The organism is Beijerinckiaceae bacterium (assembly GCA_004564215.1).
Lineage (GTDB): Bacteria > Pseudomonadota > Alphaproteobacteria > Rhizobiales > Beijerinckiaceae > Methylocapsa.
This window is the reverse complement of sequence record CP024846.1, coordinates 612,996-637,655: the sequence shown is the minus strand read 5'-3', so window position 1 is coordinate 637,655 and position 24,660 is coordinate 612,996. Positions and strand designations below refer to the sequence as shown.

At 58.4% G+C, this 24,660-nt stretch carries 23 protein-coding genes, 2 tRNA genes and 1 riboswitch; of the genes, 11 read left to right on the top strand and 14 right to left on the bottom strand.

Going from position 1 to position 24,660, the window contains the following annotated elements; genetic code table 11:
- Nucleotides 1-118: 118 nt before the first annotated feature.
- From CU048_03025 to CU048_03015, 3 genes are read left to right on the top strand one after another with little or no spacing between them, the layout of a single operon-like run.
- Nucleotides 119-1,441, top strand: coding sequence for a proline--tRNA ligase (locus CU048_03025; GenBank protein ID QBR70417.1), 1,323 nt, complete (start codon nt 119-121; stop codon nt 1,439-1,441).
- Nucleotides 1,441-2,706, top strand: a complete 1,266-nt coding sequence (locus CU048_03020; protein QBR70416.1) for a lipoprotein-releasing system transmembrane subunit LolC — start codon at nt 1,441-1,443, stop codon at nt 2,704-2,706. The genes CU048_03025 and CU048_03020 overlap by 1 nt, the downstream gene beginning before the upstream one ends.
- A 2-nt stretch (nt 2,707-2,708) precedes the next feature.
- A complete protein-coding gene (locus CU048_03015; protein ID QBR70415.1) occupies nt 2,709-3,392 on the top strand; it encodes an ABC transporter in 684 nt (227 codons plus the stop codon).
- Here CU048_03015 and CU048_03010 read toward each other — a convergent pair.
- Nucleotides 3,389-4,117 carry a lipoate-protein ligase B gene (locus CU048_03010; GenBank protein QBR70414.1) on the bottom strand — a complete coding sequence of 243 codons (729 nt, stop codon included), beginning with the start codon at nt 4,115-4,117 and terminating at the stop codon, nt 3,389-3,391. The genes CU048_03015 and CU048_03010 overlap by 4 nt on opposite strands.
- 207 nt (nt 4,118-4,324) lie before the next feature.
- On the opposite strand from CU048_03010, the gene CU048_03005 reads away from it, so the two are divergent.
- Nucleotides 4,325-4,409: transfer RNA gene (locus CU048_03005), tRNA-Leu, on the top strand.
- Nucleotides 4,410-4,510: 101 nt separating this feature from the next.
- Here the strand turns inward: CU048_03005 and CU048_03000 are convergent.
- Nucleotides 4,511-5,494, bottom strand: a complete 984-nt coding sequence (locus CU048_03000) for a polysaccharide deacetylase (protein QBR70413.1) — start codon at nt 5,492-5,494, stop codon at nt 4,511-4,513.
- A 116-nt stretch (nt 5,495-5,610) separates the two neighbouring features.
- Between CU048_03000 and mgtE the strand changes: the two genes are divergently transcribed.
- Nucleotides 5,611-7,047, top strand: a complete 1,437-nt coding sequence (mgtE, locus tag CU048_02995; GenBank protein ID QBR72614.1) for a magnesium transporter — start codon at nt 5,611-5,613, stop codon at nt 7,045-7,047.
- Nucleotides 7,048-7,075: 28 nt separating this feature from the next.
- Here the strand turns inward: mgtE and CU048_02990 are convergent, their stop codons facing one another.
- Entirely contained in the window at nt 7,076-8,509 is a 1,434-nt protein-coding gene (locus CU048_02990; GenBank protein QBR70412.1) for a copper oxidase, read from the bottom strand.
- A 129-nt stretch (nt 8,510-8,638) separates the two neighbouring features.
- Here CU048_02990 and CU048_02985 point away from each other — a divergent pair, with 129 nt between their 5' ends.
- Nucleotides 8,639-9,103 carry a DNA polymerase III subunit chi gene (locus CU048_02985; protein ID QBR70411.1) on the top strand — a complete coding sequence of 155 codons (465 nt, stop codon included), beginning with the start codon at nt 8,639-8,641 and terminating at the stop codon, nt 9,101-9,103.
- Between the two features lie 78 nt (nt 9,104-9,181).
- Here the strand turns inward: CU048_02985 and CU048_02980 are convergent, their stop codons facing one another.
- The 8 genes from CU048_02980 to CU048_02945 all read right to left on the bottom strand — a co-directional run bounded on the left by CU048_02980 (nt 9,182) and on the right by CU048_02945 (nt 16,552).
- Nucleotides 9,182-9,931 carry a hypothetical protein gene (locus tag CU048_02980; GenBank protein ID QBR70410.1) on the bottom strand — a complete coding sequence of 250 codons (750 nt, stop codon included), beginning with the start codon at nt 9,929-9,931 and terminating at the stop codon, nt 9,182-9,184.
- Nucleotides 9,928-10,515 (bottom strand): hypothetical protein, encoded by a 588-nt coding sequence (locus CU048_02975; GenBank protein ID QBR70409.1) that lies wholly within the window; start codon nt 10,513-10,515, stop codon nt 9,928-9,930. The genes CU048_02980 and CU048_02975 overlap by 4 nt, the downstream gene beginning before the upstream one ends.
- Nucleotides 10,516-11,076: 561 nt before the next feature.
- A complete protein-coding gene (locus tag CU048_02970; GenBank protein QBR70408.1) occupies nt 11,077-11,541 on the bottom strand; it encodes a molybdopterin synthase catalytic subunit in 465 nt (154 codons plus the stop codon).
- Between the two features lie 4 nt (nt 11,542-11,545).
- Nucleotides 11,546-11,797, bottom strand: a complete 252-nt coding sequence (moaD, locus tag CU048_02965) for a molybdopterin converting factor subunit 1 (protein QBR70407.1) — start codon at nt 11,795-11,797, stop codon at nt 11,546-11,548.
- A gap of 39 nt (nt 11,798-11,836) precedes the next feature.
- Nucleotides 11,837-12,433 carry a CDP-diacylglycerol--glycerol-3-phosphate 3-phosphatidyltransferase gene (gene pgsA / locus CU048_02960; GenBank protein QBR70406.1) on the bottom strand — a complete coding sequence of 199 codons (597 nt, stop codon included), beginning with the start codon at nt 12,431-12,433 and terminating at the stop codon, nt 11,837-11,839.
- A 90-nt stretch (nt 12,434-12,523) separates the two neighbouring features.
- Nucleotides 12,524-14,596 (bottom strand): excinuclease ABC subunit C, encoded by a 2,073-nt coding sequence (locus CU048_02955; protein QBR70405.1) that lies wholly within the window; start codon nt 14,594-14,596, stop codon nt 12,524-12,526.
- A 54-nt stretch (nt 14,597-14,650) separates the two neighbouring features.
- Nucleotides 14,651-15,850 (bottom strand): radical SAM protein, encoded by a 1,200-nt coding sequence (locus CU048_02950; protein ID QBR72613.1) that lies wholly within the window; start codon nt 15,848-15,850, stop codon nt 14,651-14,653.
- A gap of 627 nt (nt 15,851-16,477) precedes the next feature.
- A tRNA-Thr gene (locus CU048_02945) sits at nt 16,478-16,552 on the bottom strand.
- Nucleotides 16,553-16,726: 174 nt separating this feature from the next.
- Here CU048_02945 and CU048_02940 point away from each other — a divergent pair.
- On the top strand, nt 16,727-16,957 hold the full coding sequence (locus CU048_02940; GenBank protein ID QBR70404.1) for a hypothetical protein: 231 nt from the start codon (nt 16,727-16,729) through the stop codon (nt 16,955-16,957).
- Nucleotides 16,958-16,991: 34 nt separating this feature from the next.
- Nucleotides 16,992-18,287 carry a UDP-N-acetylglucosamine 1-carboxyvinyltransferase gene (gene murA, locus CU048_02935; GenBank protein QBR70403.1) on the top strand — a complete coding sequence of 432 codons (1,296 nt, stop codon included), beginning with the start codon at nt 16,992-16,994 and terminating at the stop codon, nt 18,285-18,287.
- A 50-nt stretch (nt 18,288-18,337) separates the two neighbouring features.
- Here the strand turns inward: murA and CU048_02930 are convergent, their stop codons facing one another.
- Together CU048_02930 and CU048_02925 are read right to left on the bottom strand one after the other, a co-directional pair.
- Nucleotides 18,338-18,802: a cupin domain-containing protein gene (locus CU048_02930; GenBank protein ID QBR72612.1), complete on the bottom strand. Its 465-nt coding sequence runs from the start codon at nt 18,800-18,802 to the stop codon at nt 18,338-18,340.
- A 4-nt stretch (nt 18,803-18,806) separates the two neighbouring features.
- A complete protein-coding gene (locus CU048_02925; protein ID QBR70402.1) occupies nt 18,807-19,910 on the bottom strand; it encodes a ribulose 1,5-bisphosphate carboxylase in 1,104 nt (367 codons plus the stop codon).
- A gap of 210 nt (nt 19,911-20,120) precedes the next feature.
- Between CU048_02925 and CU048_02920 the strand changes: the two genes are divergently transcribed.
- Together CU048_02920 and CU048_02915 are read left to right on the top strand one after the other, a co-directional pair.
- A complete protein-coding gene (locus tag CU048_02920) occupies nt 20,121-20,807 on the top strand; it encodes a Crp/Fnr family transcriptional regulator (GenBank protein QBR70401.1) in 687 nt (228 codons plus the stop codon).
- A gap of 222 nt (nt 20,808-21,029) precedes the next feature.
- Entirely contained in the window at nt 21,030-21,539 is a 510-nt protein-coding gene (locus CU048_02915) for a hypothetical protein (GenBank protein ID QBR70400.1), read from the top strand.
- 74 nt (nt 21,540-21,613) lie between these two features.
- Here CU048_02915 and CU048_02910 read toward each other — a convergent pair whose 3' ends face one another.
- Nucleotides 21,614-23,602, bottom strand: a complete 1,989-nt coding sequence (locus CU048_02910) for a TonB-dependent receptor (GenBank protein QBR70399.1) — start codon at nt 23,600-23,602, stop codon at nt 21,614-21,616.
- 116 nt (nt 23,603-23,718) lie between these two features.
- A riboswitch (cobalamin riboswitch) is annotated at nt 23,719-23,919 on the bottom strand.
- 223 nt (nt 23,920-24,142) lie between these two features.
- Here CU048_02910 and CU048_02905 point away from each other — a divergent pair.
- Entirely contained in the window at nt 24,143-24,637 is a 495-nt protein-coding gene (locus tag CU048_02905) for a single-stranded DNA-binding protein (protein ID QBR70398.1), read from the top strand.
- Nucleotides 24,638-24,660 lie beyond the last annotated feature (23 nt).

Genomic DNA, 24,660 nt, shown 5'->3' with positions numbered 1-24,660 from the left:
TGAGGCTGGCGTGATCGGATGGTTTGGCTTAAGGCATGGGCCGCGCATCTTTGCCTTTCAAGACGGATCCGCTTAAACCGACCGCGGCCCTTTCGCTCCTCCTGACGCTTGTTTGAGAATGCTCCTTTCCCGATATTTTCTGCCGATTCTCCGCGAAACACCGAAGGAAGCCGAGATTGTTTCGCACCGCTTGATGTTGCGCGCGGGCATGATTCGGCAGGAGGCGGCAGGAATTTACGCCTGGCTGCCGCTTGGGCTTCGCGTTCTGCAAAAAGTCGGACAGATCGTGCGTGAGGAAATGGATCGCGCCGGCGCGATCGAACTCCTGATGCCAACTCTCCAGCTTGCGGATCTTTGGCGGGAAACCGGCCGCTACGAGGCTTACGGTCCCGAAATGCTGCGGATCAAGGATCGACACGATCGCGAGCTTCTCTACGGTCCGACAAACGAGGACATGATCACCGAAATTTTCCGCGCCTATGTGCGGAGCTATCGGGACCTGCCGAAGATCCTCTACCATATTCAGTGGAAGTTCCGTGACGAACAGAGACCTCGATTTGGGGTCATGCGGGGGCGTGAATTTTTGATGAAGGACGCTTATTCCTTCGATGTCGATGAAGCCGCCGCGCGGGTCTCCTACAATAAAATGTTTGTCGCCTATCTGCGAATTTTTGCTCGCATGGGGCTGAAGGCGATTCCGATGCGAGCCGAGACCGGCCCGATCGGCGGCGATTTGAGCCATGAGTTTCTCATTTTGGCTGAAACCGGCGAATCGGCCGTATTTTGTCACGCCGATGTCCTGGATTTGCCTGTCCCGCCCGAGACGACCGATTATGACGGGGACCTGACATCAGTGATCAAGGAATGGACGCGGCTTTACGCGGCGACCGGGGATGTCCACGATAATGCCAGGTTCGAGCGCGAAACTCCGGAAGAAAAGCGGATTCATACGCGTGGCATCGAGGTTGGCCAGGTGTTCTATTTCGGCGACAAATATTCAAAGCCGATGCAATCCTTGATCACCGGGCCCGATGGCGTTGAACGGCCGTTTCAGGGTGGCTCCTATGGCGTTGGAGTTTCGCGACTCGTTGGCGCGTTGATAGAGGCGAGCCACGATGAAAATGGGATCATATGGCCGGAGGCGGTCGCACCCTTCAAGGTCGGGATTGCCAATCTCAAGGTCGGCGATGCTGCCGCCGACGCGGCCTGTGCCGAGATCTATGCGTCCCTCGAAAAAGCGGGTGTGGATGTGCTCTATGACGATACCGACGAGCGGCCGGGCTCAAAATTCGCCAAGCTTGATCTGATCGGCTTGCCTTATCAAGTTATCGTCGGTCCAAAGGGGCTCGCGTCCGGCACCGTCGAATTCAAGACCAGGGCGACCGGCGCCCGCGAAAATCTTTCCGTGGCCGCCACCATCGCGCGTCTTAAGGGGCCCTGATGCAAGCCGCCCAGCGCACGCGCCCCTTCGCACCTTTCGAATGGATGATCGCTCTGCGTTATTTGCGGGCGCGCCGCAAGACGAGCTTCGTGTCGGTCATCGCGCTTTTTTCATTTCTCGGAATTACGTTGGGAGTCGCCACGCTGATCGTCGTGATGTCGGTGATGAACGGCTTTCATAAGGAATTGCTGGATAAGATCGTCGGCATCAACGGACATATTTTTCTTCAGGCCGCCGAAACCCAGTTTACCGACTATGACGAGGTGGTGAAGCAAGTCTCGGCAGTCCCCGGCGTCGACCTGGTCATCCCGATGATCGAGAGTCCCGCCGCCGCATCGACGACCAACATGGCATTTGCCCTCGTGCGCGGGATCCGGGAGGCCGATATCAAGCGCCTCCCGGGCATCGCCGCCAATGTCAAAATGGGCACGCTGGAAGGCTTTGATGCCGCGGGCGGCGTTGCCATCGGCCAAAGACTCGCCGAAAATCTCGGGCTTCGGATCGGCGACAAGCTCAAAATCCTGATCGCAAATGGCGCGCAAACTCCGTTCGGCATAGCGCCGCGCAGCAAGGTCTATCCGGTGGTTGCGATTTTTCAGATCGGCATGGCGGAATTCGATAATCTGTTCGTCTATATGGCCCTTCCGGAAGCGCAGGGCTTCTTCAACAAGGACAATGAGGCGAGCGTCGTCGAGATTTTCGTCCCGAAGCCGGAAGCGCTCGATGCGGTCAAGAGCAAGATCGACCGGGCGATCACGCGGCCGATGATCATGACCGATTGGCGAGAGCGAAACAAAACATTCTTCGACGCACTGAACGTCGAACGCAATGTCATGTTCATCATTTTGATGCTGATCGTGCTTGTTGCCGCGCTCAATATCGTGTCGGGGCTCATTATGCTCGTCAAGGATAAGGGCCATGATGTCGCGATCCTGCGTACGATGGGCGCGACACAAGGCGGAGTCATGCGGATTTTTCTCATCACGGGCGCTTCGATCGGAGTGGCCGGGACGCTTGCGGGATTTCTCCTCGGCCTGCTCGTAGCCAACAACGTCGAATCCCTGCGTCAAATTCTCAACCACTTGCTTCATGCAAACCTGTTTCCGGCGGAACTCTATTTTCTGTCGCGGCTGCCATCCGTGGTCGATCCGGGCGATGTCGCAACGGTCGTGACGATGACGCTCGTGCTCTCGGTGCTGGCGACGATTTATCCGTCCTGGCGCGCGGCTAAACTCGATCCCGTCGAAGCGTTGCGGTACGAATAGCGATGGCTCCCCCCGCGCTTCGTCTCGAAAAGGTCGAACGCCGCTACGATCAGGCGGGCTCTCCGCTTGAGATTTTGCGCGGCGCGGACTTCTGCCTGTGGGGTGGGCAATCGGTGGCATTGGTTGCGCCCTCCGGGGCCGGCAAGTCGACGCTTCTTCATATCGCGGGCCTTCTTGAAAAGCCCGACGCCGGCGAAGTTTTTGTCGCGGGCGAAGCGACAGGGCGCATGGGCGATGACGCGCGCACCGCGCTTCGGCGTAGCGAGATCGGCTTCGTCTATCAGTTTCACCATCTGCTGCCGGAATTTTCGGCGCTCGAAAATGTCATGTTGCCGCAGATGATCGCCGGTCTTTCATCGCGGGAAGCAAAGACCCGCGCGGAGCAATTGCTCCACTATCTGGGACTCTCCGCGCGGGCAAAACACAGGCCGTCAGAGTTGTCCGGAGGCGAACAGCAACGCGTGGCCATCGCGCGCGCGGTCGCCAATGGGCCCGGTCTGTTGCTCGCCGACGAGCCGACCGGCAATCTCGATCCGAAAACCGCCAGCCTTGTTTTTGAGGCGCTCGACGCAATTGTCAGGGCAACAGGGCTTGCGACCCTGATCGCGACCCATAACATGGAGCTGGCTGAGCGCATGGACCGCCGCGTGACCTTGCACGAAGGGCTGGTCGTCGAGCTGAATTAAGCGGCATCGCGCCTGCTGGTGTTTCCAAAAATCGGTTCGAATTGTTCGCGCAACGCCGCGTCGACCTCGCTCATGCCAAGCGAACGACCAAGGTCTTGGAGACTTGTCACGCCATAATGAGCGCTGGCGATCCCGCAGGGAACAATTCCGGAAAAATGAGTGAGGTCGGGCGCGACATTCAGCGCAATCCCATGGAACGAAACCCAGCGCTTGACCCTGATTCCAATCGCCGCGATCTTATCCTCGGCAGCTTCTCCTCCGGCTCCGGCCGATTTGTCCGGCCGTGTCACCCAAACCCCGATGCGATCCTGGCGCCGTTCGGCTTTCACGTTCCAGGTTTTCAGGGTCGCGATGATCCAGCCTTCCAAAGCATTCACAAATCCGCGAAGGTCGGGGCTTCGACGATTGAGGTTGAGCATCACATAGGCAATGCGCTGGCCGGGCCCGTGATAGGTGAATTGGCCGCCACGCCCGCTCTTGTAGACGGGAAAGCGGGGATCAAGGAGGTCGCCCGCCCGCGCAGAAGTTCCGGCCGTGTAGAGGGGGGGATGCTCGATGAGCCAAACCAGTTCCGGGGCCTTGCCGGCGGCAATGGCGTCCACCCGGTCTTCCATGAAGGCAACCGCCTCTTCATAAGGCACAAGAGCTCGTGAAACGCTCCATTCGACCGGGACGGCGGTCTGCCGGGGCAGCATGGGGGAAGGCACTTGTTCGCGCAAAGGCATGATCCCATCCTAGCGGGCTGCCGCAAACATGCGCATCCTCAGGGAAGACCGCAAGAAACAAACGCTGGGCTTGCAGGAAAGACGCCCGGAAAACAGCGCAGGAGACGCTTTATCTCCGAGAGAGCCGGGAACGGCCTTGCCACCTTGGCAGCGATTTGTTAGACGACGCGCCTGCCGGTGCGATCGATTTTCCACCGAGCGGACAATGCGGCCATGGCGGAATTGGTAGACGCGCTAGCTTGAGGTGCTAGTTGGGAAACCAGTGGAGGTTCGAGTCCTCTTGGCCGCACCAAGATTGTCTGTTGTCTTGGCAGACGCTCCTTGGCGATCGTCGACAGCGATTATTTTATCAAGCGAAGATTCTAGGGCCGCGAGCCAAGCCCTCACCGTTTTCTATTGAGCCGGTGATGGCGGCCCTTTCGGCTCGCTTGTGGGCGGCATTGCGTCGGGAGCTTTGGTTTCTCCCATTGCGCCGTTCTTGGCTGGGCTGTGGGCCCTGGCGTGATGATGTGACTTGGCAAAAACATCGGCGATGATTTTGTCGGTCTCGGATGTCCAGCCCTCGGGCGCGGCGCGAGTTGCGTTTGGCTGCGAGCCGGGCACGATGTGGACGATTTTGAAACCGCGCTGTTTCATTTCCCGCAAAAGTTGCGGCAACATCGCGGCTGTCTGATGCCGCGTGTCGTGCAGCAGCAAGACTCCACGTCTTTCTTTTTCGAGGCGCTCCAAAATCAAGGCGAGCTCTTTCTCGGGCGTTATGTCCAGCCAGTCCGAGGCCCAAAAATCGGCGCCGAAAACCGCGACGTTTTGGGTCGCGAGCCAGTCGACAAGCTGAGGCGTGTCGGCAAATCCGGGAAACCGGAAAAACGGCACTCGCGGCGCCCCAACGGCCGTGCCATAGGCCGCCTTGTCGTCGGCGGCGAAGCCTTTCAGAATTTCGTCCCGCGCCGCATGTTCGCTCAATTGGCGCAAGGTCACGGCGGGATGCGAATAGCTGTGGTGGCCGACCGTATGACCTTCAGCGACTTGCCGCTTGACGATGGAGGGCAGGGACTCGGCGTTGCGGCCAATGATAAAGAAAGTCGCCTTCACGCATTCCTTGGCCAGGGCGTTCAAGATGGCCGGGGTGGTTTCCGCCGCCGGGCCGTCGTCGAAGGTCAAGACGACCTCGTGATCTTCCAGAACCAGACTCTGGGGGTAGGTCTTGAGCCCGACCTGAAGGCCCCCCGCCGTACCGATGGGCAAGGTTCGGCTCACGCCGAGCGCCTCGGGTGCACATGGCGTATTTGCCGCTGTTGGATGCAGCATAAGGGTCGGCAGAAGTACGATCGCGCCTGCGCTTGATTGCCAAGCCATCCGGGTCACCTTCGCGTACATGCTCGTTAATAGCTCACTTCCTGCGACGGTGCCATGTCAGGCGCCGAAAAATCGGCATTGCGCCCGCCCGAAACCGTTCTATGAACCCTTATCTCCTGATAGAGGCAAAATCGCGCATGACCCATATCGACGATCGCTCCGAGACCGAATCGCAAAACCTGGACAGAAACGCGAGCGAGACTTCGATCTACGATGAAAATGGCGCGATCGTGCCGAAATTCCTGCACGATGTGACCGTCGCCATCGAAACGGGGAATACGGCAGAGCTGCAGGCACTGGCCGGGTGCCTGCATGAGGCGGATCTGGGCCTGCTGATCGTCTCCCTCGAACCGGAGCTGCGGCCCAAGCTCATCGAAATGATGGGCTCGGAATTCGACTTCGCCGCGCTGACCGAGATGGACGATCACATCCGCGAGGAGATCCTCGCGGAACTGCCGAACCAGACCGTGGCCGAAGGTGTCCGTGATCTTGAAAGCGACGACGCCGTCAGCATTTTGGAAGACCTCGAACCCGAGGACCAGGCGGAAATTCTGGATGCTTTGCCGGCGGCGGACCGGGTTCAACTGCAACGCTCGCTCGACTATCCGGAATATTCCGCCGGCCGGCTCATGCAGACGACATTCGTCACCGCGCCGCCGTTTTGGAGCGCCGGGCATGCCATCAACGTCATGCGCGACACCGACGAGGAAGAACTCCCGGACTCCTTCTTCGAAATCTTCATCGTCGATCCGGCTTACCGGCTGTTGGGGAATATTTTCCTCGATACGCTCTTGCGGGCGCGGAGCACGGCGAAGCTCGAAGAGATCATGTCTTCCGACCGCCGGCGCGTCAAAGCAAGCGACGACCGCGAGGAAGTGGCACGCATTTTTCAGCGCTACAATCTTGTGTCGGTGCCGGTCGTCGATGAAGCCGAGCGCCTCGTGGGCGTCATCACCATCGACGATATCGTCGATGTCATCCAGGAGGAAGCCGACGCCGAAGTGAAGGCGCTCGGCGGCGTCTCCGATGAGGAAGAGCTTTCCGATACGGTCTGGTGGACGGCGAAGAGCCGATTTGCCTGGCTCTTCGTCAATCTGATCACCGCGTTTATCGCATCCTCGGTGCTGGGGCTTTTCGAAGGATCGCTGCAAAAAATGGTGGCGCTCGCCGTGCTTGCGCCGATTGTCGCGAGCCAAGGCGGCAATGCGGCGACGCAAACCATGACGGTCGCGGTGCGCGCGCTCGCGACCCGCGAATTATCCCGCATGAACGCGGCACGAATCATTCTCCGCGAAGTCATGGTCGGCGCGCTGAACGGCGCCGCTTTTGGAGTGATCACGGGTGCGGTCGCCGGCCTTTGGTTCGGGATGGCCGGCATTGGGGTGGTGATCGCGCTTGCCATGCTGACCAATCTTGTTGCCGGCGCGCTGGGCGGAATTCTGATCCCGCAATTGCTGGCCCGATATGATATCGACCCCGCCGTGTCGTCGGGCGCTTTCGTGACGACCGTCACCGATGTGGTCGGCTATGGCTCGTTCCTGGGAATAGCGACCTTGTGGTTCAGCCTGGGGTGAGCCCCCGGCAGCCATCGCGTCACCCGCTTTAACTGTAGCGGAACGTCGTGAACATGCCGGCTTCCATATGGTAGAGCAGGTGGCAATGAAACGCCCACAAGCCCGGATTATTGGCATCGAATGCGATCGCCACGGTTGTTTTCGCCGGAACCAGCATCGTGTCGCGCAAGGCGCCCGCGAAGCGATTGCCGCCGATGGCCACGACCTGGAACGGGTGTCCATGCAGATGCATCGGATGGGGCATATTCGTGCGGTTGACTAAAATCAGCTCGACGCGGTCGCCCTTGACAAGACCAAGCGGCGGGGCGTCTGGACTCCAGACGACATCATTGATCGACCACTGATAGCCTTCCATCGAGCCGGTCAGGTTCAATGTGTAGCGGAGGTTTGGCATGCGTGGCTTCAGCGGCGTGGCCGCCTGCAGCCTGCTTTCAAGGTCGAGCGTGAGTGGCGGCGTGGCGGCCTCGGCGGTCTCCGGGATTTTCGTAACCTCGGCTGCGCCCGCGCGAAGAATAATGCCCGTCTGTTGACGCTCGCCTTCAAGCTTCGCGAGAATCGGATAAGCGCCGGCGGGTTGCGGAAAAGTGAGCATAATATCGAGTCTTTGCGCGACTGCGATGGGGAAAATACGGCCGCGCACGGGGACGATGGGGAGGCCGTCAACGGCGATGAGGTCGCCGTCCAAAGGTCCGAGATCAATATGATAGTTGCTCATCGACGAGCCATTGATGACACGCAGCCGCACGTGGCCGCCTTGTTCAACTTTCACAATTTGCGGGTCGGCGAGCGTGCGATCATTGGCAAGAAAGGCGTCATATTTCACATCGTTCAAGTCCGGTTTGCTTTCCGTTGGAGGTGCCGCCATTTGCGGCATGGCCGCCATTTCCTCCGCGGACATCGCCATGTGGTGTATATGCGCGCGCGCCAAAGCGCCGCCCTTCCGAAGCTGTTCAAAAATCTGTTCGGGCGGCGTGAAACTGAAGTCGGCCAGCATCATGACCACTTCCTGTTGATCGGCCTTATCGCTGGCGTCATGTATGATCAGAGGCGCGGACATCAGACTCTGCTCCTGAAGCCCGTAATGCGAATGCATCCAAAAGGTGCCGCCGAAGGGAAGCTGGAAATCATAGTCGGCGCTGCCGCCGGGTGGAATCGATGCAGCGGAGACCCCTGCCACACCATCCTCTTCCCAGGGTGGCGTCAGGCCGTGCCAGTGGATCAGACTTGGCCTGTCGATGTGGTTTTCGAGATGCACGCGGAACGGCTTGCCGACTTCGGTGGTGATCCCGAAGCTTCCGTCCGGCTGTTGGAGGCCGAACACCGATGCGGCCTTGCCATTGACCTCAAGGGTGCGGCGCTCGATCCGCAATATTGTTGGCGCAGAGTCCGTGGTCCCTGCACGTGCGAAAGTGGTGGCGCCCGAGGCGAGGGCGAGGCTGACGAAACTGCGGCGTGAAAGCATGTGAATCCCCGGCTGTCGAGGCGGAGGATCTTACTTGTGCGGGCCCGGTGCAAGTGAAAGATTAGGGGAGGGGTGCGGGCGTAGTATTTTCCTCCTCCCAGCATGCCTGAACGGACAGCGGGTTTTTGAATGACTGAGGTCTGGTTTTACCATCTGCAGCGCCAACCCCTTGAAAACGTCCTGCCCCACCTCGTCGAGAAATCGCTGGAAAAGGGCTGGCGTGTCGTCGTTCAGGCCAACAGCGACGAACGGCTCGATGCGCTCGATCAGTCGCTCTGGACCTATTCGGATGCGAGCTTTCTCGCGCATGGACGGGCGCGCGATGGCGACGCCGAACTCCAGCCGGTCTATCTGACGACGGATGTCGAAAATCCCAATGGCGCCGCGCTCCGGCTGTTTGTCGAGGGGGTGGATATGACAAAGGCGCTCGCGGGGGCCGACCCGGCTTATGTCCGTGCGATTGCTCTGTTCGACGGCAACAATGAGGAGGAACTTTTGCTGGCGCAGGAACAATGGAAAAAGTTGAAGGATTTGGGCTTTGCGCTGACCTATTGGCAGCAGGGGGACAATGGGCGCTGGGAGAAGAAAGGCTGAGCCACCGCGAGAAAATACTGCTCAGATGGAGCACTTTCCTTCTGATCCACAAGTTACGTGTTCATGTCATACCGACCATTAAAATTTTGTCGCTGAGGCCCACACCCGGTTAAATGCTATCTCCGTGGCAGCTCTGATGTCTGGGCCAAGTGAAACCAAAAAAGACTGTTTCTTCGCAAAGCCATTCAAACTCGTCCCTAACAGCAGCATGCCTTCCTTATGAAGGATGTAACGATCATGCAGCATGCCGTTCGGTGAGATTTTGATCTCAATTTTACTGGGGTGCTCCTTTTCATATGCCGCCAGATCACGCCGGAGTTTTGATTCCTTTAATACGTTTGATGTTAGGAGTCGTATAGATGACGAAGATCTGCATTCCGCCAGGAAGTCGATTGTTTTATTCTCTATGTAGGGATCGCAGACTTTTAGATCTCCCTTAAGCGTGGCCAGAATCTCTTCCATTCTCCGAATTTGGGTCAGTGCCTGCTCCGGATCGACATAGGTAGAGGAGAGCGAAGCGGGGGCGAGTTCTTCAACGCCCTGTCTCATAATCTTATATAAATTTCGACCTTTATGGCGTTTTCTCGTGACTGCCCCGCTTTCCTGTTGGAGAATACCAGCGGCCCGCTGGCGCGGCATGTGTATCCCCTCTCCGTCGCAGAGGATGTCTGCGATTTGTGCTGGCGTCATATACGCCAGCTCCGGATCGTCCTTGGTTGTGGCAAGCACCCAGAGAACCTTCAGCCGATCATCGGAGAGGGTATGCGGATCGACAAGGGCGGAATCTCGAATTCCGCTGAATCGCGCCAAATGTAATTTCTGGTTCATTTAGCATCATCCTCCGCAGACGGCGTGCTTCCCGCCTTTCGCAAGCGCTTTCGGGTGCTCGGCTTTGCTGTCGCTTTCCTAACTTCGTCTGAGAACTTGTTCTCGATTGCGGTGCGGCCTTTCTTCGTGACGTAGAATGAGCCGGGCGACTTGGGGTCCTCCGCAATCCACCCATTTTTGACAGCCCATGTGAAGTCTCTCGGGAAATTGGCTGGAGCCGCCTCACCAGCCGTGCGAAACCGCCCCTTGATGTCATCTCGCGTAAAAGATTCTGTTCCTTCATGTGCGATTAGATATTCGGCGATGGCGGTGATTTTGTCGGGGTTCCGGGTTGCTTGGCTTTCGTCAAGGAATTCTCGAAGCGACGTTCTACCACCGCCCGGGGGGGGAGCAGTGCTAGTCCCCGAAGTGCGATTCCCGGATACCAACGGTTCTTGCGGAGATACAGACCCATACGTGGTTGTGCCGCCCAAAATCATATTGATCATTTGTCGGGCTAAATGGGAGGCGACGCTCTTTTCAATCGTGATGCCGTTGCCCTTAATGGACACCGAGTACAGTTCTTCATTGCTCTCGACTTGCATCTTTTCTACCTCGCAGCTTGTTCTCGATTGCCGAAGAATGTAGGCAGAAGAACCAATAATTGCAAGGGCGGCGTATTATAATGTATGTCTGTGTCTAAGATAGATTTGTTGGTGTATATATAGCTTAATCATAAAGTGCTGATATATAAGGTGAATTTATATAGTGAGACAGTTTTTGTATGAGGCGAGACGTGATTCGACCTAGATATGCACTAAAAACATTTGCTCGACAATTCGCGAATCACCGGGCGGTTTTGGGGCATAAGCTTGAGCTCAATGAAAACCAAGGCGGCACGGCACGCCAAAACCTACTTGGAGGCTCGGTCCCGGATAGCTCATCGGTGGTGCCAGGATGTTCGGAACAATACGACCAACATCCGGCTGCGTGGACGTAACGAGCCTACCGACTCAAGCCACTGCAACCTGTGTTGGCTGCTGGTATTTGTTCTGTAATTCTGAAGGCCCCGGATTCGGCTTTTGGGGTTGAGCGGTCGTTGTGGCAACGCCAGCTTAGCGCCCAAAACTCGGCAAGCTGAAATTCAAATCACCTAATAAAAACTCTCACACCCGCCATTTTTGCGCGGCGGCATCGTCCTGCGCTTTGGCCGCGACCCAATCGCCGGAGGTTTGATCCGCCAAATGCTGCTTCTTCCAGAACGGCGCTTCGGTCTTCAGAAAATCCATGAGAAAAGATGCCGCCAAAAAAGCTTCGCCGCGATGCAGGCTCGCGGTGGCCACAAGAACAATGGGCTCGCCCGGTCGGATCAGCCCATAGCGATGGAGGGCCACGACACCTTCCAGCGGCCAGCGCGCGGTCGCCTCGTTCACGACGCGGGTGATTTCCGCTTCCGCCATGCCGGGATAATGCTCGATCTCGAGCGCGGTCAGCGCCCCATTTTCGTCGCGGCAGAATCCGGTAAAAGTCACCAGCGCGCCAATGTCGGTGCGGCCTCGCGTCAAGGCGGACGCTTCCGCTTCGATATCGAAAATTTCCTTTTGAACGCGCACGACGATCCGGGCGCTCATGCCCTCATCCTCCGGTCATCGGGGGGAAGAAGGCAATTTCCCGCGCGTTTGCGATCGGCGTGTCATGCTTGACATGCGTGTGGTCGAGGGCGGCTCGAAGGGTCTTCATGTTTTCAAAGGCGGCGGCATAATTTTCGCCCTTGCCGCTCAACCAGTTCATGAGGTCAGCGACCGTGTTGATGCCGGCAGGCGGCGCGATTTCCTCTTCGGCTTTGCCGATGCGTTCGCGCACCCAGGCGAAATAAAGGGCTTTCATAAGCTTACTCTTGGGCGTTTGATGAAACATCAAACCGAATCATTCGTTGATCATTTCCTTCAGGCCGGCCTTCAAATAGTCCCAGCCCGTGTAGAGCGTGAGCAAGGCGGACAGCCACAGAAGTACCAAGCCGGCCTTGGTCACGCCCGGAATGATTTCATCGCCCGAGGGGCCGGCGATCAGAAACCCAAGAGCGGCAAGTTGCAGCGTGGTTTTCCACTTCGCGACTTTGCTCACCGGGATCGAGACCTTTAGCTCGGCCAGAAACTCGCGGAGCCCGGAAACCAGGATTTCCCGGCACAGAATGATGATCGCGGCGGAAAGCGAATAGCTGGCGATTGTATGGTCCGCAACAAGCATCATCAGCACGGCCGAAACCAGCAGCTTGTCCGCGATCGGGTCGAGCATCTGGCCAAGGCTCGACTGCTGCGAGAGGGCCCGCGCCAGATACCCATCGAGAAAATCCGTAATCGCGGCGGCAATGAAAAAACCGAGCGCGATCCAGCGCATTCCGTCGATTTCGGGCCAAAAAAGGCAGCCGACGACGACCGGGACAACCGCCACCCGCCCATAGGTCAGGATATTAGGCACGTTCCAGGCCACGCCCAGATTTCTCGATACGGTTGTGATCGCCATGGTCGGGGAACACTCTTTCCGAGATGGTGTCGCAGATTCCAGCCCGCTGGCATAGAGGCGGGGCGGCGCCGAAGACGTATAATAATTCTATTATCTGCCACGTTCGTGAAAAAAATCATAGACGAGTCGCGCAGTGGCAGCGTTTATGCCCGGGACTTTCTCGAAATCGGACAAGGTCGCCCGCGAAATGGCCTTGGCCGTGCCAAAGGCGTGCAAGAGCGCCCGTTTCCGGGCCGGCCCGATCCCTTGAATCTCGTCCAAAGGGCTTTTTGTGAACTCCTTTTTACGGCGCGCCCGGTGGGTTCCGATTGCGAAACGATGGGCCTCGTCGCGCAGACGCTGGACAAAATAGAGCGCCGGATCGCGCGGCGACAGCTTGAACGGCTCCTTGCCGTCGACATAAAAGCTTTCCCGCCCGGCGTTGCGGTCGGGTCCTTTGGCGATTGCCGCGACGGCCACGCCGGTGACGCCGAGGTCGCTCAAGACTTTTCGCGCGGCATCGAATTGTCCTTGGCCCCCGTCGATCAGGATCAGATCGGGCCGGTTCGGAAAGCTGGCCGCGCTATCGTCTTCGGTTTCGCCGCCGTTCAGGTCATCCGGCAAATCCCCCAAGCCTTCGGTTCCGGCTGCCTCGTCCTTGACAAGTCTCGCGAACCGCCGCCGCAGAACTTCCCGCATCATCCCGTAATCATCGCCAGGGGTGAGATCATTGTCCTTTATGTTGAACGTCCGGTAATGCGTTTTCATGAACCCTGCCGGACCCGCCACGACCATCGCCCCGACCGCATTGGTGCCCATCACATGCGAATTGTCATAGACTTCGATCCGTCGCGGCACGCCGGACAGGCCGAAAGGCTGAACCAAAGCGGCTAGAAGCTTCTCTTGAGAGGCGGTCTCGGAGAGTTTCCGGCCCAAGGCCTCGCGCGCATTCTGCCGGGCCTGCTCGACCAGTTCCTTTTTTTCTCCCCGCTGAGGCACGCCGATCTCGATTTTTCGCCCAAACCGCTCGCATAGGGCCTGTTCGAGGATCCCGCGATTTTCGATCGCATGGGAGAGCAGAATGAGACGTGGCGGCGGGATGTCGGCGTAAAATTGCGCCAAAAAGGAATCGAGCACTTCTTCCGGCGTGAGGCTCTTGTCGGCGCGGGGGAAATAGGCGCGATTGCCCCAGTTCTGAAAGGTCCGGAAGAAAAACACCTCGACGCAAAACTGTCCGGCTTGTTCGACGATGGCAAAGACATCGGCCTCTTCGACAGTCTTTGGATTGACGCCCTGAGATCCCTGGATCGCGGAGAGCGCGGCAATCCTATCCCGCAGCCGCGCGGCGCGTTCGAACTCCATCATCTCCGCAGCCTGCGCCATTTCCGCCGCGAGCTGGTCGCGGACGGCGCGGCTCTTGCCCGAGAGGAACGCGCGCGCCTCGCGCACAAGTTCGGCATAACTCGCCTCATCGATCTCGCCGGTGCAGGGTGCCGAACACCGCTTGATCTGGAAGAGCAGACAGGGCCGGGTGCGGTTGGCGTAATAACTGTCCGAACAGGACCGCAGGAGAAACGCGCGCTGCAGAGCGTTCAAGGTTCGATTGACGGCCCAGACGCTCGCGAACGGGCCGAAATAATCGCCTTTCTGGTTGCGCGCCCCACGATGTTTGGTGATTTGCGGCGCCGCATGGTCGCCGGTCAAAAGAATATAAGGAAACGATTTGTCGTCGCGCATCAACACATTGAAGCGCGGCTTCATCTGCTTGATGTAATTGGTTTCGAGGAGCAACGCCTCGGTCTCGGTTTCGGTCGAGACGAAGACCATGGACGCCGTCAGGGCGATCATTCGGGCGATGCGATTGGTATGGCCGGACGGGCGTAGGTAGCTTGCGATCCGGTTGCGGACGCTTTTTGCCTTCCCGACATAGAGAACTTCATTGTCGGCCCCGATCATCCGATAGACACCGGGGCCGGCAGGAGCATGCTGCCAGAACCGGCGGATGACCGCCGCGCCATGGCGGACCGAGGCCGGAAGTTCCGCCTCCTCAAGGTTGAGATCGAAATCAGCGGCGGTGTCGATGTCCTCCCCATCTTGCGGGGGGATCAACGCTTTGGGAGTATCTCCAGGCGCGGTGCGCTCGGGCTCGGGCGAGCTTGGGGGATCCTTTGGGACGGGTGACATGGTTACGGATCTAAGCGATCCGGCGGGGCCTGAAAAGGCTTGCCGGATCGAGTTCTAAAACAGCAACTCCAATTGTTTGCCGCGCCGCGGGGGAGGGTCGAACAAATCCGTGCGCAAGGGCAATCTGGTTTTTGCAAAACCAAGTCTCGCCGCGGCCGCCTCGAATCTGCGCCCAATCATCCAGGCGTAGGGACCGGACCCGGTCATCCGTGCGCCAAAGCTTGCGTCATAGAGCTTGCCGCCGCGCGCGCCTCGCATCAAGGCGAGGACGTGCTTGAGCTTGTCCGGATAATGTACCGCGAGCCATTCGGTGAAAAGGTCGCGCACTTCGAGCGGCAGCCGCAACATGACATAGCCGGCTTCGCGCGCCCCCATCGCATGGGCGCGGGTGAGGACCGCCTCGATCTCCGCGTCATTGAGGCCAGGGATGATCGGAGCGACCATGACGACGGCGGGAATATTCGCTTCCGTCAAGCGCCGGATCGCATCCAGGCGCCGCGCCGGGGTGCTGGCGCGCGGTTCCATCTTGCGGGCAAGGCGAGGGTCGAGCGTTGTGACCGACAGGGCCACTTTCACCAAGCCCTTTTCCGCCATGGGCGCGAGAAGATCGAGGTCGCGCAAAACCAGCGCCGATTTGGTAACGATACCGACCGGATGTTGAGTTCGCGCCAGCACCTCGAGCACCTGGCGCATGACCCGTTCTTTGCGTTCGATCGGCTGATAGGGATCCGTATTGGTGCCTATCGCAATGGTTTTGGGCTCATAGCCGGGCGCCGACAATTCACGCTCCAGCAGGCTTGCGGCATTGGGCTTGGAGAAGAGCCGCGTCTCGAAATCCAGCCCCGGCGACAAGCCGAGGAAGGCGTGGGTCGGCCGCGCGAAACAATAGACGCAGCCGTGTTCGCAGCCGCGATAGGGGTTGATCGACCGGTCGAAGGAAATATCCGGCGATTCGTTTCGGGTGATAATCTTTTTGGCATGTTCGTGCGTGATTTGGGTCGCGAGCGGCGGCAGCTCGTCGGGCAAATCCCAGCCGTCATCCTCGGCCAAACGGGCGAGGGGCTCGAACCGTCCGGTCGCATTGGACAGGGCGCCCCGGCCACGCTGGCGTTGCCGCCCTGCATAAGAGGTCTCCCCGCGAGCCGGATCGGCCTCGGCCGAACCGAGCTTTGCGGCGCCGCGCCATAGATTCGCACCCGCTTGCCGCGAGGCTTTTGGAACGGCGAATAGATCTTGGCTTTGCGGTGCTCTCATGGTTGAGTTTCCGTCAGGGCCGGCGTCCGACCTGACATTTGGTCGCATTGCCGTCAAATCAGCGCCCAATTTCTGCCGCTTTCGCGTCTTGCGAGCATTATAGCGGGCTATTTTCTGGGCTCTGAATGTTCCGGGATCATATAGAGAACAAATAGAGTACAACCGCGCGGGTGTCAAATGTTCCTGTGGATAAGGTTGGATAACTCTCGAAATGGCTAGGAGGAAGGAGAACGCGAGCGCGGCGAATCGCGCTGAAATGTCAGCTGATCAAAATATTTGTGACATGATCCCGACATAATCAGGACTGCGGACGCGAGATGTCGCGAGCCTCTGCGGGAAACCAATGAGGCCGCTCCATATACCGGCAACGCGGCCATAAAAACAAGAAAAAATCACTGTCGATTTATGTCGGCGTATAGCGTACAATTAGCATTCTATCTATTTAATGTGATACAATTTGCTTATCGCTTCCTCGGTCTTCTCGCCTCGCGCAGCCAGTCTCAGCGCGTCGGCTGGCCTGGATCAATAGATCACCTGGAAATTAAAGCTGACACGGCCGCGCTCCCACTCTCAAGTGCGTCCGAAACTTCCGGATCGAAGATCGTCTCGATTTGAAAACGACCTAGATGGTGCTGCGAGAGAGGATTGAACTCTCGACCTCTCCCTTACCAAGGGAGTGCTCTACCACTGAGCTACCGCAGCGCTGGCCTGAGCGGCTTGAAACTTCGAGGCGCCGGCGTATGTGGCATAGCGCTCGTGCTTAGGCAAGCACGCTGCCTTGTCTTGGCCGTCTTGACGTTTTACAAGACTTCTAAGTGCTTAGAGTTGCAGCAAAAACCGGTCCCGGCCGGCAGCATCTCAAATTTCTAAGCCTTTATGAAGGAAATTATGAGCATTTCCGGCAATAATAATCGATCGGCGCCCAAGGCCACAGATTCGGAAGCGCAAAGCGCCGCAGATTCGCGCAAAACCGCCGAGCGCGCGCGTTTGGCGGAGGCGTTGCGGGCCAATCTTCGACGCCGGAAGGCGCAAAAGCTCGATCGGGGAAAGCAGGCGGGAGACGACGGCGAAGCGAGCACCATGCAGGGCGGGGTCGCCAGGAAATAGAAAACCGGGCTCATAGGACAAAGCGGGGGCTTCATTGGATCGAATTCGTATCGTCGGCGGTCAGAAACTGAATGGCGTCATCAGAATATCCGGCGCCAAAAACGCGGCGCTGCCGCTGATGATCGCCTCGCTTCTGACCACCGAGACTCTGACGCTTGAAAACATCCCCAATCTCGCGGATGTGGCGATGCTGTTGCGCATCCTCGGCCATCATGGCGTCGATCATTCGGTCGATGGCCGCCGTCCGGGCGCGCCCGCCCATGCGAGCCGGGCCATCCACCTCAGCGCCCGCCAGATCGTCGATATTCTGGCCCCTTATGAGCTTGTCTCCCGGATGCGGGCGAGTTTTTGGGTCATCGCCCCGTTGCTCGCACGGATGGGGGAGGCCAAGGTTTCCTTGCCGGGCGGCTGCGCGATCGGCACGCGGCCGGTCGATCTTTTGATCATGGTCCTCGAAAAGCTCGGCGCCAGCGTCGAGATCGAGGCCGGTTATGTTCATGCCAAGGCGCCCAAGGGCCTGTCCGGCGCCGAGATCCATTTCCCCAAGGTGACGGTCGGCGGCACGCATACCGCGCTCATGGCCGCTTCGCTGGCCAAGGGCCATACGCTCCTTGTCAATGCCGCGCGCGAACCGGAGATCGTCGATCTCGCCGATTGCCTCATCAAGATGGGCGCGAGGATCAAAGGGGCGGGGCAATCCCGCATTGAGATCGAGGGTGTCTGCAGTCTATCCGGCGCCCGCCACACGGTCCTGCCCGACCGTATCGAAGCCGGCACCTATGCAATGGCCGTTGCGATGGCCGGCGGCGATGTCATGCTGGAGGGCGCGACCCAAAACCTGCTGGAAAGCGCGATTGAAGCGATCGAGCGGAGCGGCGCCCAAATATCCGCGACCAACGAAGGTTTGCGGGTTCAGCGCAATGGCGCGGGCCTGTCGCCCGTCGATATCACAACCGCGCCGTTTCCCGGCTTTCCGACGGATTTGCAGGCCCAGTTCATGGCCTTGATGACCAAGGCGAAGGGTTCCTCGCGGATTACCGAAACGATCTTCGAAAATCGTTTCATGCATGTTCAGGAATTGGCCCGGCTCGGCGCCCATATCAAGCTCGATGGCGATGTCGCGGTGGTCGAGGGCGTCGAGGATTTGCAAGGCGCGCCGGTGATGGCGACCGATCTTCGCGCCTCGATGTCGCTGGTGATCGCGGCGCTTGCGGCTGAGGGCGAGACCATGGTCAATCGTGTCTATCATCTCGACCGCGGTTTCGAACATATCGAAAAAAAGCTCGGCGCCTGCGGTGCGGTGATCGAACGCCTGTCCGACCGGACATGAGCTTTTTTGAAGCGCGTATCTTCGCCGCCGCTCCCAGGCAGAGCGGCTTGCTACCCCTCAAGAAACGCGGCGACCGCGGCGATCGCTTTCAGCTCCGCAAGCTCCCGCGCATTGGGCAATTGTGGCTTGTCGCGCGCGCTGTTGACGAGGCATAGAAATCCCAAAGGCTCAGTCTTCGCTGCCCGGAATTGATGCCAGGTCCATGGCTCGATGGTGACGAGATCGTGCGGGTTCAGCGGATGGACGGACTCGCCGATCAGACATTGGCCATTGCCGCGCAGAATGACGACCGCGTGCATATGATCATGCCGCTCAAGGGTTGAAAACCCGCCGGCCTCGATCTCGAAATAGCGCAATTCGCCTTGAAGACGGGGATCTGAAAACAATGTCTGTCGGGAGATCGCCTTGAACGGCGCTGCATCGGCTTCTTTATAGGCGAGGCGTTCGATCCCCTCCCAGTCGAAATCCGGTCCGGCCTTGCGCAAAGGTATTGAAGCGGCTTTCGCATGGGGCATGGGATCACCCATAATGATGGTCAACGACCGCGCGCACAAAAGCGGCGGTTTCCGTAACGATCTCGTCGGGAGGCGCCGATAGAAGGGCACCGCCGATCAGCAGCATTGCATCGCGGCCGTAAAAGTCGAGCACTTCCGGCACCCGCTGAAGACTCATGCCGCCGGCCGGCACCGGCAGGCTTGGCAGCAAGTCATTCCAGGGGGCTCGCAATGCGTGCGCAATTTTCTTGCAGCAAGCAACGGTATAACCGAACCGGCCGCCAGGGTTTGGAAAGATATAGGCATCGGCGCCAAACAGGCGAAACAGCTTGGCGAAAACATAGGGCGACATGCGGCTGACGCCGGTCATCGCCGGATGCGCGATCAACGCAAAATCCGGATAGGCTTGGCGGAGCGCCTGCACGTTCGAGACACCGGCAATCATCGGCGCAATCATCGCCGTATCGAGTGCCTCCGAGCGGGCAATGGTTAATTGCTGTTCGATTTGATCAAAGTGACCGGTAAGATTTGGAACATAGTGCGTTTGCCGGCCGGTGATTGAGGCAGCCTTGCGCGTGGCGGCGGCGCAGGCCCGCACGCGAGGTTCAAAAGGACTAAACGCTTGGTTGGCTATCCCGTGATCGTCCTTGATGAAATCGACCCCGCCGAGCGCCAGCTTGAACGCGAGCTCGGCCAATTCTTCTGCGCCGAGGCCTTGGGGTTTCAGAGCCGAACAGGTGAGGGCCCGCCGCTTGGCCTTTGCGCGCGCGAAAATTCCCTCAATGCCGTGGTTTGGACCGCGGAAAGCCGCCGCTAGATCGTCTGGCAAGATGACGTCATCGAGAATGACGTCCTCGTAAAGGGAAGTATTGCCGAACAGCATGTTGAGAAGCTGGCCGGCATCCTCGCCGACGGTGGCGGCGGCAAGATCAACGCGCACGTCGAACCAGCCGTCGCCGCCATCCTCGATCGCCGCCACCTGTCCGACAATTTCGGACAAGATGCGGGAATCGCGGATCGCGGCGAGCGGTGTCTCCACGCTTTGTTCGATCGCAATGGAGTGCGCACGCTCCTCGATTGAAGCAGCGTCGCTGCGGATTTTATAAAACGCCTGGAGGCGGGTGCGCACAGCCTTACCTTTGCTCGTTCGAGGAATAGGGCATCGGACGCTATCACCTGAAAACCTATGACGAAACCTTCATTGCATCTGGTTTTGGAGTTGGCCGAACGGCCAAGCCTGCGAAGGGACTCGGTGTCGATCACGACAGTGGATCAGCGAAACTCGACTATGCTAAAGAATCAGCTCGCTGTTCCTAGACGCAGTAAAGAAGGTCTTGTCATGGCGATTAAACCGAAAAGTCTATTTGATCCTAAATCATTTCTCAGCAAAGTCGGCGAGGGCCGGAGTATCAGCAAGTACGGCAAGGGGCAGGTCATCTTCGCTCAGGGCGAGCCGGCGGATGCGGTTTTCTACATTCAGAAAGGCAAGGGGAAGGTCACCGTTGTTTCGGAGCAAGGCAAGGAAGCAGTCGTGGCCATTCTTGGGACCCACGAATTTTTCGGGGAAGGATGCCTCGCCGGACAAATGCAGCGCATCTCGACGGTGACGTCGATGACGGAATCGGTCATCATGCGATTGGAAAAAGCGGCGATTCTTCATGCGATCCATCAGGAACCGGCTTTCTCCGAAATGTTTATCGCCCATCTAGTGGGTCGCACCCTCCGGGTCGAAGCGGATCTCGTCGATCAGCTCTTCAATTCGAGCGAGAAGCGTCTTGCCCGGCTGCTTCTGCTGTTGGCGAACTTCGGCAAGGAGGGCAAGCCGGAGCCGATGATCACAAAAATCAGCCAGGAGACACTTGCGGATATGATCGGGACGACCCGATCCCGGGTAAGCTTTTTTATGAACAAATTCCGCAAACTCGGCTTTATTGACTACGATGACGGCATCGAGGTTCATAGTTCCTTGCTGAATGTCGTTCTGCACGATGAGCCAAAAATAAATACTGAAAATACCTCGTCCTGATACGTTGATGTGGATAACACCGCCAATTTTTGGATGTGACCAATTTTGTACAGTTTTGGTACGAAATTAGGCTTAACCTTATTCGATTGTTGTCACGCTTAAGTAGTTGAGGTTTAGGTAACCGATGGGGGCTAATGGCTGCTCCTAAGCGCCTATAGCCGCTTGCGCCCGTCGACCCTCCCCGGCGGGCGCATTTTTTTAAAGCCGTTCACTTCGGTTTCTATGTTTATTTGGTTTGGCCGATGCAAGGCTCAAGAGATGAGGTCTCACATGACCCTAACGAGAAATAAGGAGTCGAAGCAAAAACTTCCTCCGTTCATTCCCCCTCCGGATGCGGAAATTCATGAGGGATGGTCTACGGAGCCGCCGACGAGCGTTTCCAATTTGAGTTCGTTGCGCGAATTGGCCAAGGATTTGGGGCTGAAAATTCGGATGCTTCGCTTCTACGAGGACTGGGGTCTTATTCGACCCAAAGACGGCGCGGGCTTCCCAAAGTACGATGCACGCGACAAGCTGCATCTGCAGATGATCCAGAAGGGCAAGAAGCTCGGATTAAGCCTGGCCGAAATCAAGGAGATTCTATCTTCCGCAGAAGCCATGGCGGGCCCTGAAATGGGACTCTTACCCGAACAGATCTCCGCTCGGATCAGCCATCTCGAACGCCAGCGAGCCAAGATTGACAAGGAGATCGGCGCTCTGCGGACTCTCATTGAACCGCCCTGGGATCACTGACTAACTCTGGGAAAAACCGCCCGCAGATGCGGGGCGGCCAAGTTGACCGCCGACCGCATCGCGTAAGCTCCAGATTAATAGGTCATGCGAAGCCCGGCATAGGCACCGAGCCCGGGCGTCAAAAACCCCGTGGGGTTTTGATACCGCACATTGAACAAATTATCGATCCGACCAAAGGCCAGGAAATTTTCGTCGACCTGGTAGTTCGCCGCGACATTGACCAGCGTATAGCCGGGTGCGGTCAGCCGCTGAATCGAGAAATCGCGATTGCCATCGACAAAGCTGCCGACGAACACAAGCGTCGTCGAAAGCGAGAGCCTGTCGATCGGCTTCCATGCCGCTTGGAAGCTGAGCTTGTTTCGCGGCCGCCTCAGCAGTTCGAGCCCCGTTGTCTCATCCTTGGCAATGGTGAAGGTATAATCGGCACGCAAATTAAGCTGCGGGGTAATCGCGAATGAGGAGAACGCCTCGCAGCCAAAGGTCTTCGCCCGACCGATGTTGGTGTAGGAGTTGCCGGTCGCGTTGATGTCGATGAGATTGGTGAGATTGTTCTGATAATAGGTGGCGCCGAAACGGATCATCTCATTCATGAGCGGCTGCTCAAACCCGATATCAAATCCGATACTTTCCTCAGGCTTCAGATTCGGATTGCCGAAGAAGCCGAAGGCCGGAAAATCGACATAGAGCTGGCTCAGCGACGGTGGCTTGAAGCCGGTGCCGACACTGCCCTTCAAGATCGTTTCAGTGACTGGAACGTGAAAGCTTGGCGCGAAGCGGTAGGTCGGATGGCCGCCGAATTGAGCATTGTCGTCGTAGCGAATGTTCGAGGCCATGAAAAACCGGTCATCGTAGCGGGTCAAAAGCTGGACGTAGCCGGCCCGGTTGGCATTGCGGGCGAAAGTCGGCGCGCTGTACAATTGATCGGCTTTGTTTTCGAATCCCGCAATCAATGTCCAATCCTTGGAAAGGGCGACCTCGCCTTGCCAGTCGTATTGGAGTCTTTGCCCCAGATTGCTGGCCGGCACGGTAAACCCGAAACCAGTGTCGGGATCTTTTTCCGACATATAGGATTGCGTGTAGCCCACGCCGAAACGATTTTTCAGGACTCCGTCGAAAGTGACCCAATTGGCTTCGCCGCGCGTATAGAGCTGATTGTCGCGCTGGATGCTTTGGGATGCGGCGGGGGTCGCCGGAAAAGTGGAAAAATCATCGCCGGTAAAGCGAAGCGTCGAATCGATATAGCGAGCGACAAGGCTGACATCCAAATGATCGGCAAGATGCGCCTCGAATTTGGTCGAGAGCGTCCAATTCTCATTGGCATTGCCAATGCCCTGACGCCCGGGCGGCAGCAGTTCGGGAGGCGTCACCTGGGTGTGCGCCACATTGAAATGCGCGAGGTTCATGTAATAGCTGAAAACCGGCGTCGAGCCGCTGAAGCCCATCGTTTCGTTCAACGTGCCGAAGGAGCCGCCTTCGATGAGCGCCTTGGCCTTGGGCGGCCCTTCGCCGCCCTTGGTCGTGATGGAGATGACTCCGCCAATCGCGTCGGCGCCATAAAGGCCACTTTGGGGACCGCGCAAAACCTCGATGCGGTCGATGTCATAGGTCAGCAATTGGCCGAAATCGAAACTGCCGTTGGGATTGCTTGGATCGCTCGCGTCGATGCCGTCGATCAGAACTTTGACCTGGTTGGAATTGGTCCCCCGGATGAATACCGAAGTGGTTCCGCCCGGTCCGCCGGTCTGAACGACATTGAGGCCCGGCGTAACGTTCAATGCGTCGGGCACGGTGCGGCGTTGCTCGCGCTCGATCTGCGCCGAATCGATCACCGTGACCGAACTGCCGACGTCGGCGATCGGCTCGGGAGTTGCGGTGGCGCTGATAGTGACCTCGGGAAGGCTCGCGGTCTCAGACGCGGGCGAAGCCTCCTGCGCGCTCAGAGGAACGGGGATAAAGCCCGCGGGCGCCAACGCCAGCAGCAGACAGCGAAGGGGCACCCCGAGACGGCGGGAGCAAGCGGGATTGGAGCCGCATTTGGCGGCTTGAAGATAGGAAATGTGCACGAAGAAACCTCGCAGCGAACGTGGACCGTCACTGCGAATTGAATTTGGCTCTCATGGCGCGCGAGTATGCCATGAATGCTTCATCCACCTCGGTGCACCCCGCCCGACGCTTTCGCACGTGACCACGGCTTGGGGGCAGGTCTCCTGGCTCGCAGGTCAAGGCCTCCAACCGCCTTCCCAGGAGCCGAAGCCCCAAGTGGCGTTGTTGGTTGCAGGCTCGCTGCTTACAGTTGCGGGGGCAGCCGCGGCGTTGCGCCTGAAGCGCGCACCGCGTTCCCTTTTGATCCCTTGCGGGAACCACCAATGATGTGAGGATCGCCTTGCGGCCAAGCTTTGTCAATCGAGAAGATTTCGCGCCGGACCGGCTTGCATGCGCGTGTCTAGGCTGCTAGAACAAAAAAAGAACATTGAGCTTGCGGGATTATCGTGGATAACCCATTTGTTGGGGCCCGCGGCCATGCCGATAGGGTAAGGATAGGCGGCACGCGGTTCGATCGGTTTGCGCGTATTCGTGGTCTTACAAGTTAAGGGAGCGGGTTGATGGCTGGGAGCGTCAACAAGGTCATTCTGGTCGGCAATCTTGGCCGCGATCCTGAAGTGCGGCGCACTGGCGCCGGCGACCCTGTCGTGAGCTTCTCGGTCGCCACGTCCGAGACATGGCGCGACAAGGCCTCGGGCGAGCGCAAGGAACGCACCGAATGGCACAATGTCGTGATCTTCAATGAGAACCTCGGCAAGATCGCGGAGCAATATTGCAAGAAGGGCACGAAGGTCTATCTCGAGGGGCAATTGCAGACCCGCGAATACACCGATCGCGACGGCAATCAGCGCAAGGCGACCGAGGTGGTGCTGCAACGCTTTCGCGGCGAACTGACCCTGCTCGACAGCCGTGGCCGCGGCGATGCCGACTCCAGTTTCGAGGCTTCAACCGGCGCGGGGTTTGGCCAATCGTCGCCGATGGCACGCGCGCCGGAGCGGCGTCCCGCGACCGCTGGGCGGACCGCCGATATCATTGACGACGACATCCCTTTCTAATGTTCAGGTGTTCCTCTTCGAGC

Coding starts and splice junctions, on each gene's coding strand:
- CU048_03025 (QBR70417.1), top strand. CDS start 119: ATGCTCCTTTCCCGATATTTTCTGCCGATTCTCCGCGAAACACCGAAG.
- CU048_03020 (QBR70416.1), top strand. CDS start 1,441: ATGCAAGCCGCCCAGCGCACGCGCCCCTTCGCACCTTTCGAATGGATG.
- CU048_03015 (QBR70415.1), top strand. CDS start 2,709: ATGGCTCCCCCCGCGCTTCGTCTCGAAAAGGTCGAACGCCGCTACGAT.
- CU048_03010 (QBR70414.1), bottom strand. CDS start 4,117: ATGCCTTTGCGCGAACAAGTGCCTTCCCCCATGCTGCCCCGGCAGACC.
- CU048_03000 (QBR70413.1), bottom strand. CDS start 5,494: ATGTACGCGAAGGTGACCCGGATGGCTTGGCAATCAAGCGCAGGCGCG.
- mgtE (QBR72614.1), top strand. CDS start 5,611: ATGACCCATATCGACGATCGCTCCGAGACCGAATCGCAAAACCTGGAC.
- CU048_02990 (QBR70412.1), bottom strand. CDS start 8,509: ATGCTTTCACGCCGCAGTTTCGTCAGCCTCGCCCTCGCCTCGGGCGCC.
- CU048_02985 (QBR70411.1), top strand. CDS start 8,639: ATGACTGAGGTCTGGTTTTACCATCTGCAGCGCCAACCCCTTGAAAAC.
- CU048_02980 (QBR70410.1), bottom strand. CDS start 9,931: ATGAACCAGAAATTACATTTGGCGCGATTCAGCGGAATTCGAGATTCC.
- CU048_02975 (QBR70409.1), bottom strand. CDS start 10,515: ATGCAAGTCGAGAGCAATGAAGAACTGTACTCGGTGTCCATTAAGGGC.
- CU048_02970 (QBR70408.1), bottom strand. CDS start 11,541: ATGAGCGCCCGGATCGTCGTGCGCGTTCAAAAGGAAATTTTCGATATC.
- moaD (QBR70407.1), bottom strand. CDS start 11,797: ATGAAAGCCCTTTATTTCGCCTGGGTGCGCGAACGCATCGGCAAAGCC.
- pgsA (QBR70406.1), bottom strand. CDS start 12,433: ATGGCGATCACAACCGTATCGAGAAATCTGGGCGTGGCCTGGAACGTG.
- CU048_02955 (QBR70405.1), bottom strand. CDS start 14,596: ATGTCACCCGTCCCAAAGGATCCCCCAAGCTCGCCCGAGCCCGAGCGC.
- CU048_02950 (QBR72613.1), bottom strand. CDS start 15,850: ATGAGAGCACCGCAAAGCCAAGATCTATTCGCCGTTCCAAAAGCCTCG.
- CU048_02940 (QBR70404.1), top strand. CDS start 16,727: ATGAAGGAAATTATGAGCATTTCCGGCAATAATAATCGATCGGCGCCC.
- CU048_02930 (QBR72612.1), bottom strand. CDS start 18,802: ATGCCCCATGCGAAAGCCGCTTCAATACCTTTGCGCAAGGCCGGACCG.
- CU048_02920 (QBR70401.1), top strand. CDS start 20,121: ATGGCGATTAAACCGAAAAGTCTATTTGATCCTAAATCATTTCTCAGC.
- CU048_02915 (QBR70400.1), top strand. CDS start 21,030: ATGTTTATTTGGTTTGGCCGATGCAAGGCTCAAGAGATGAGGTCTCAC.
- CU048_02905 (QBR70398.1), top strand. CDS start 24,143: ATGGCTGGGAGCGTCAACAAGGTCATTCTGGTCGGCAATCTTGGCCGC.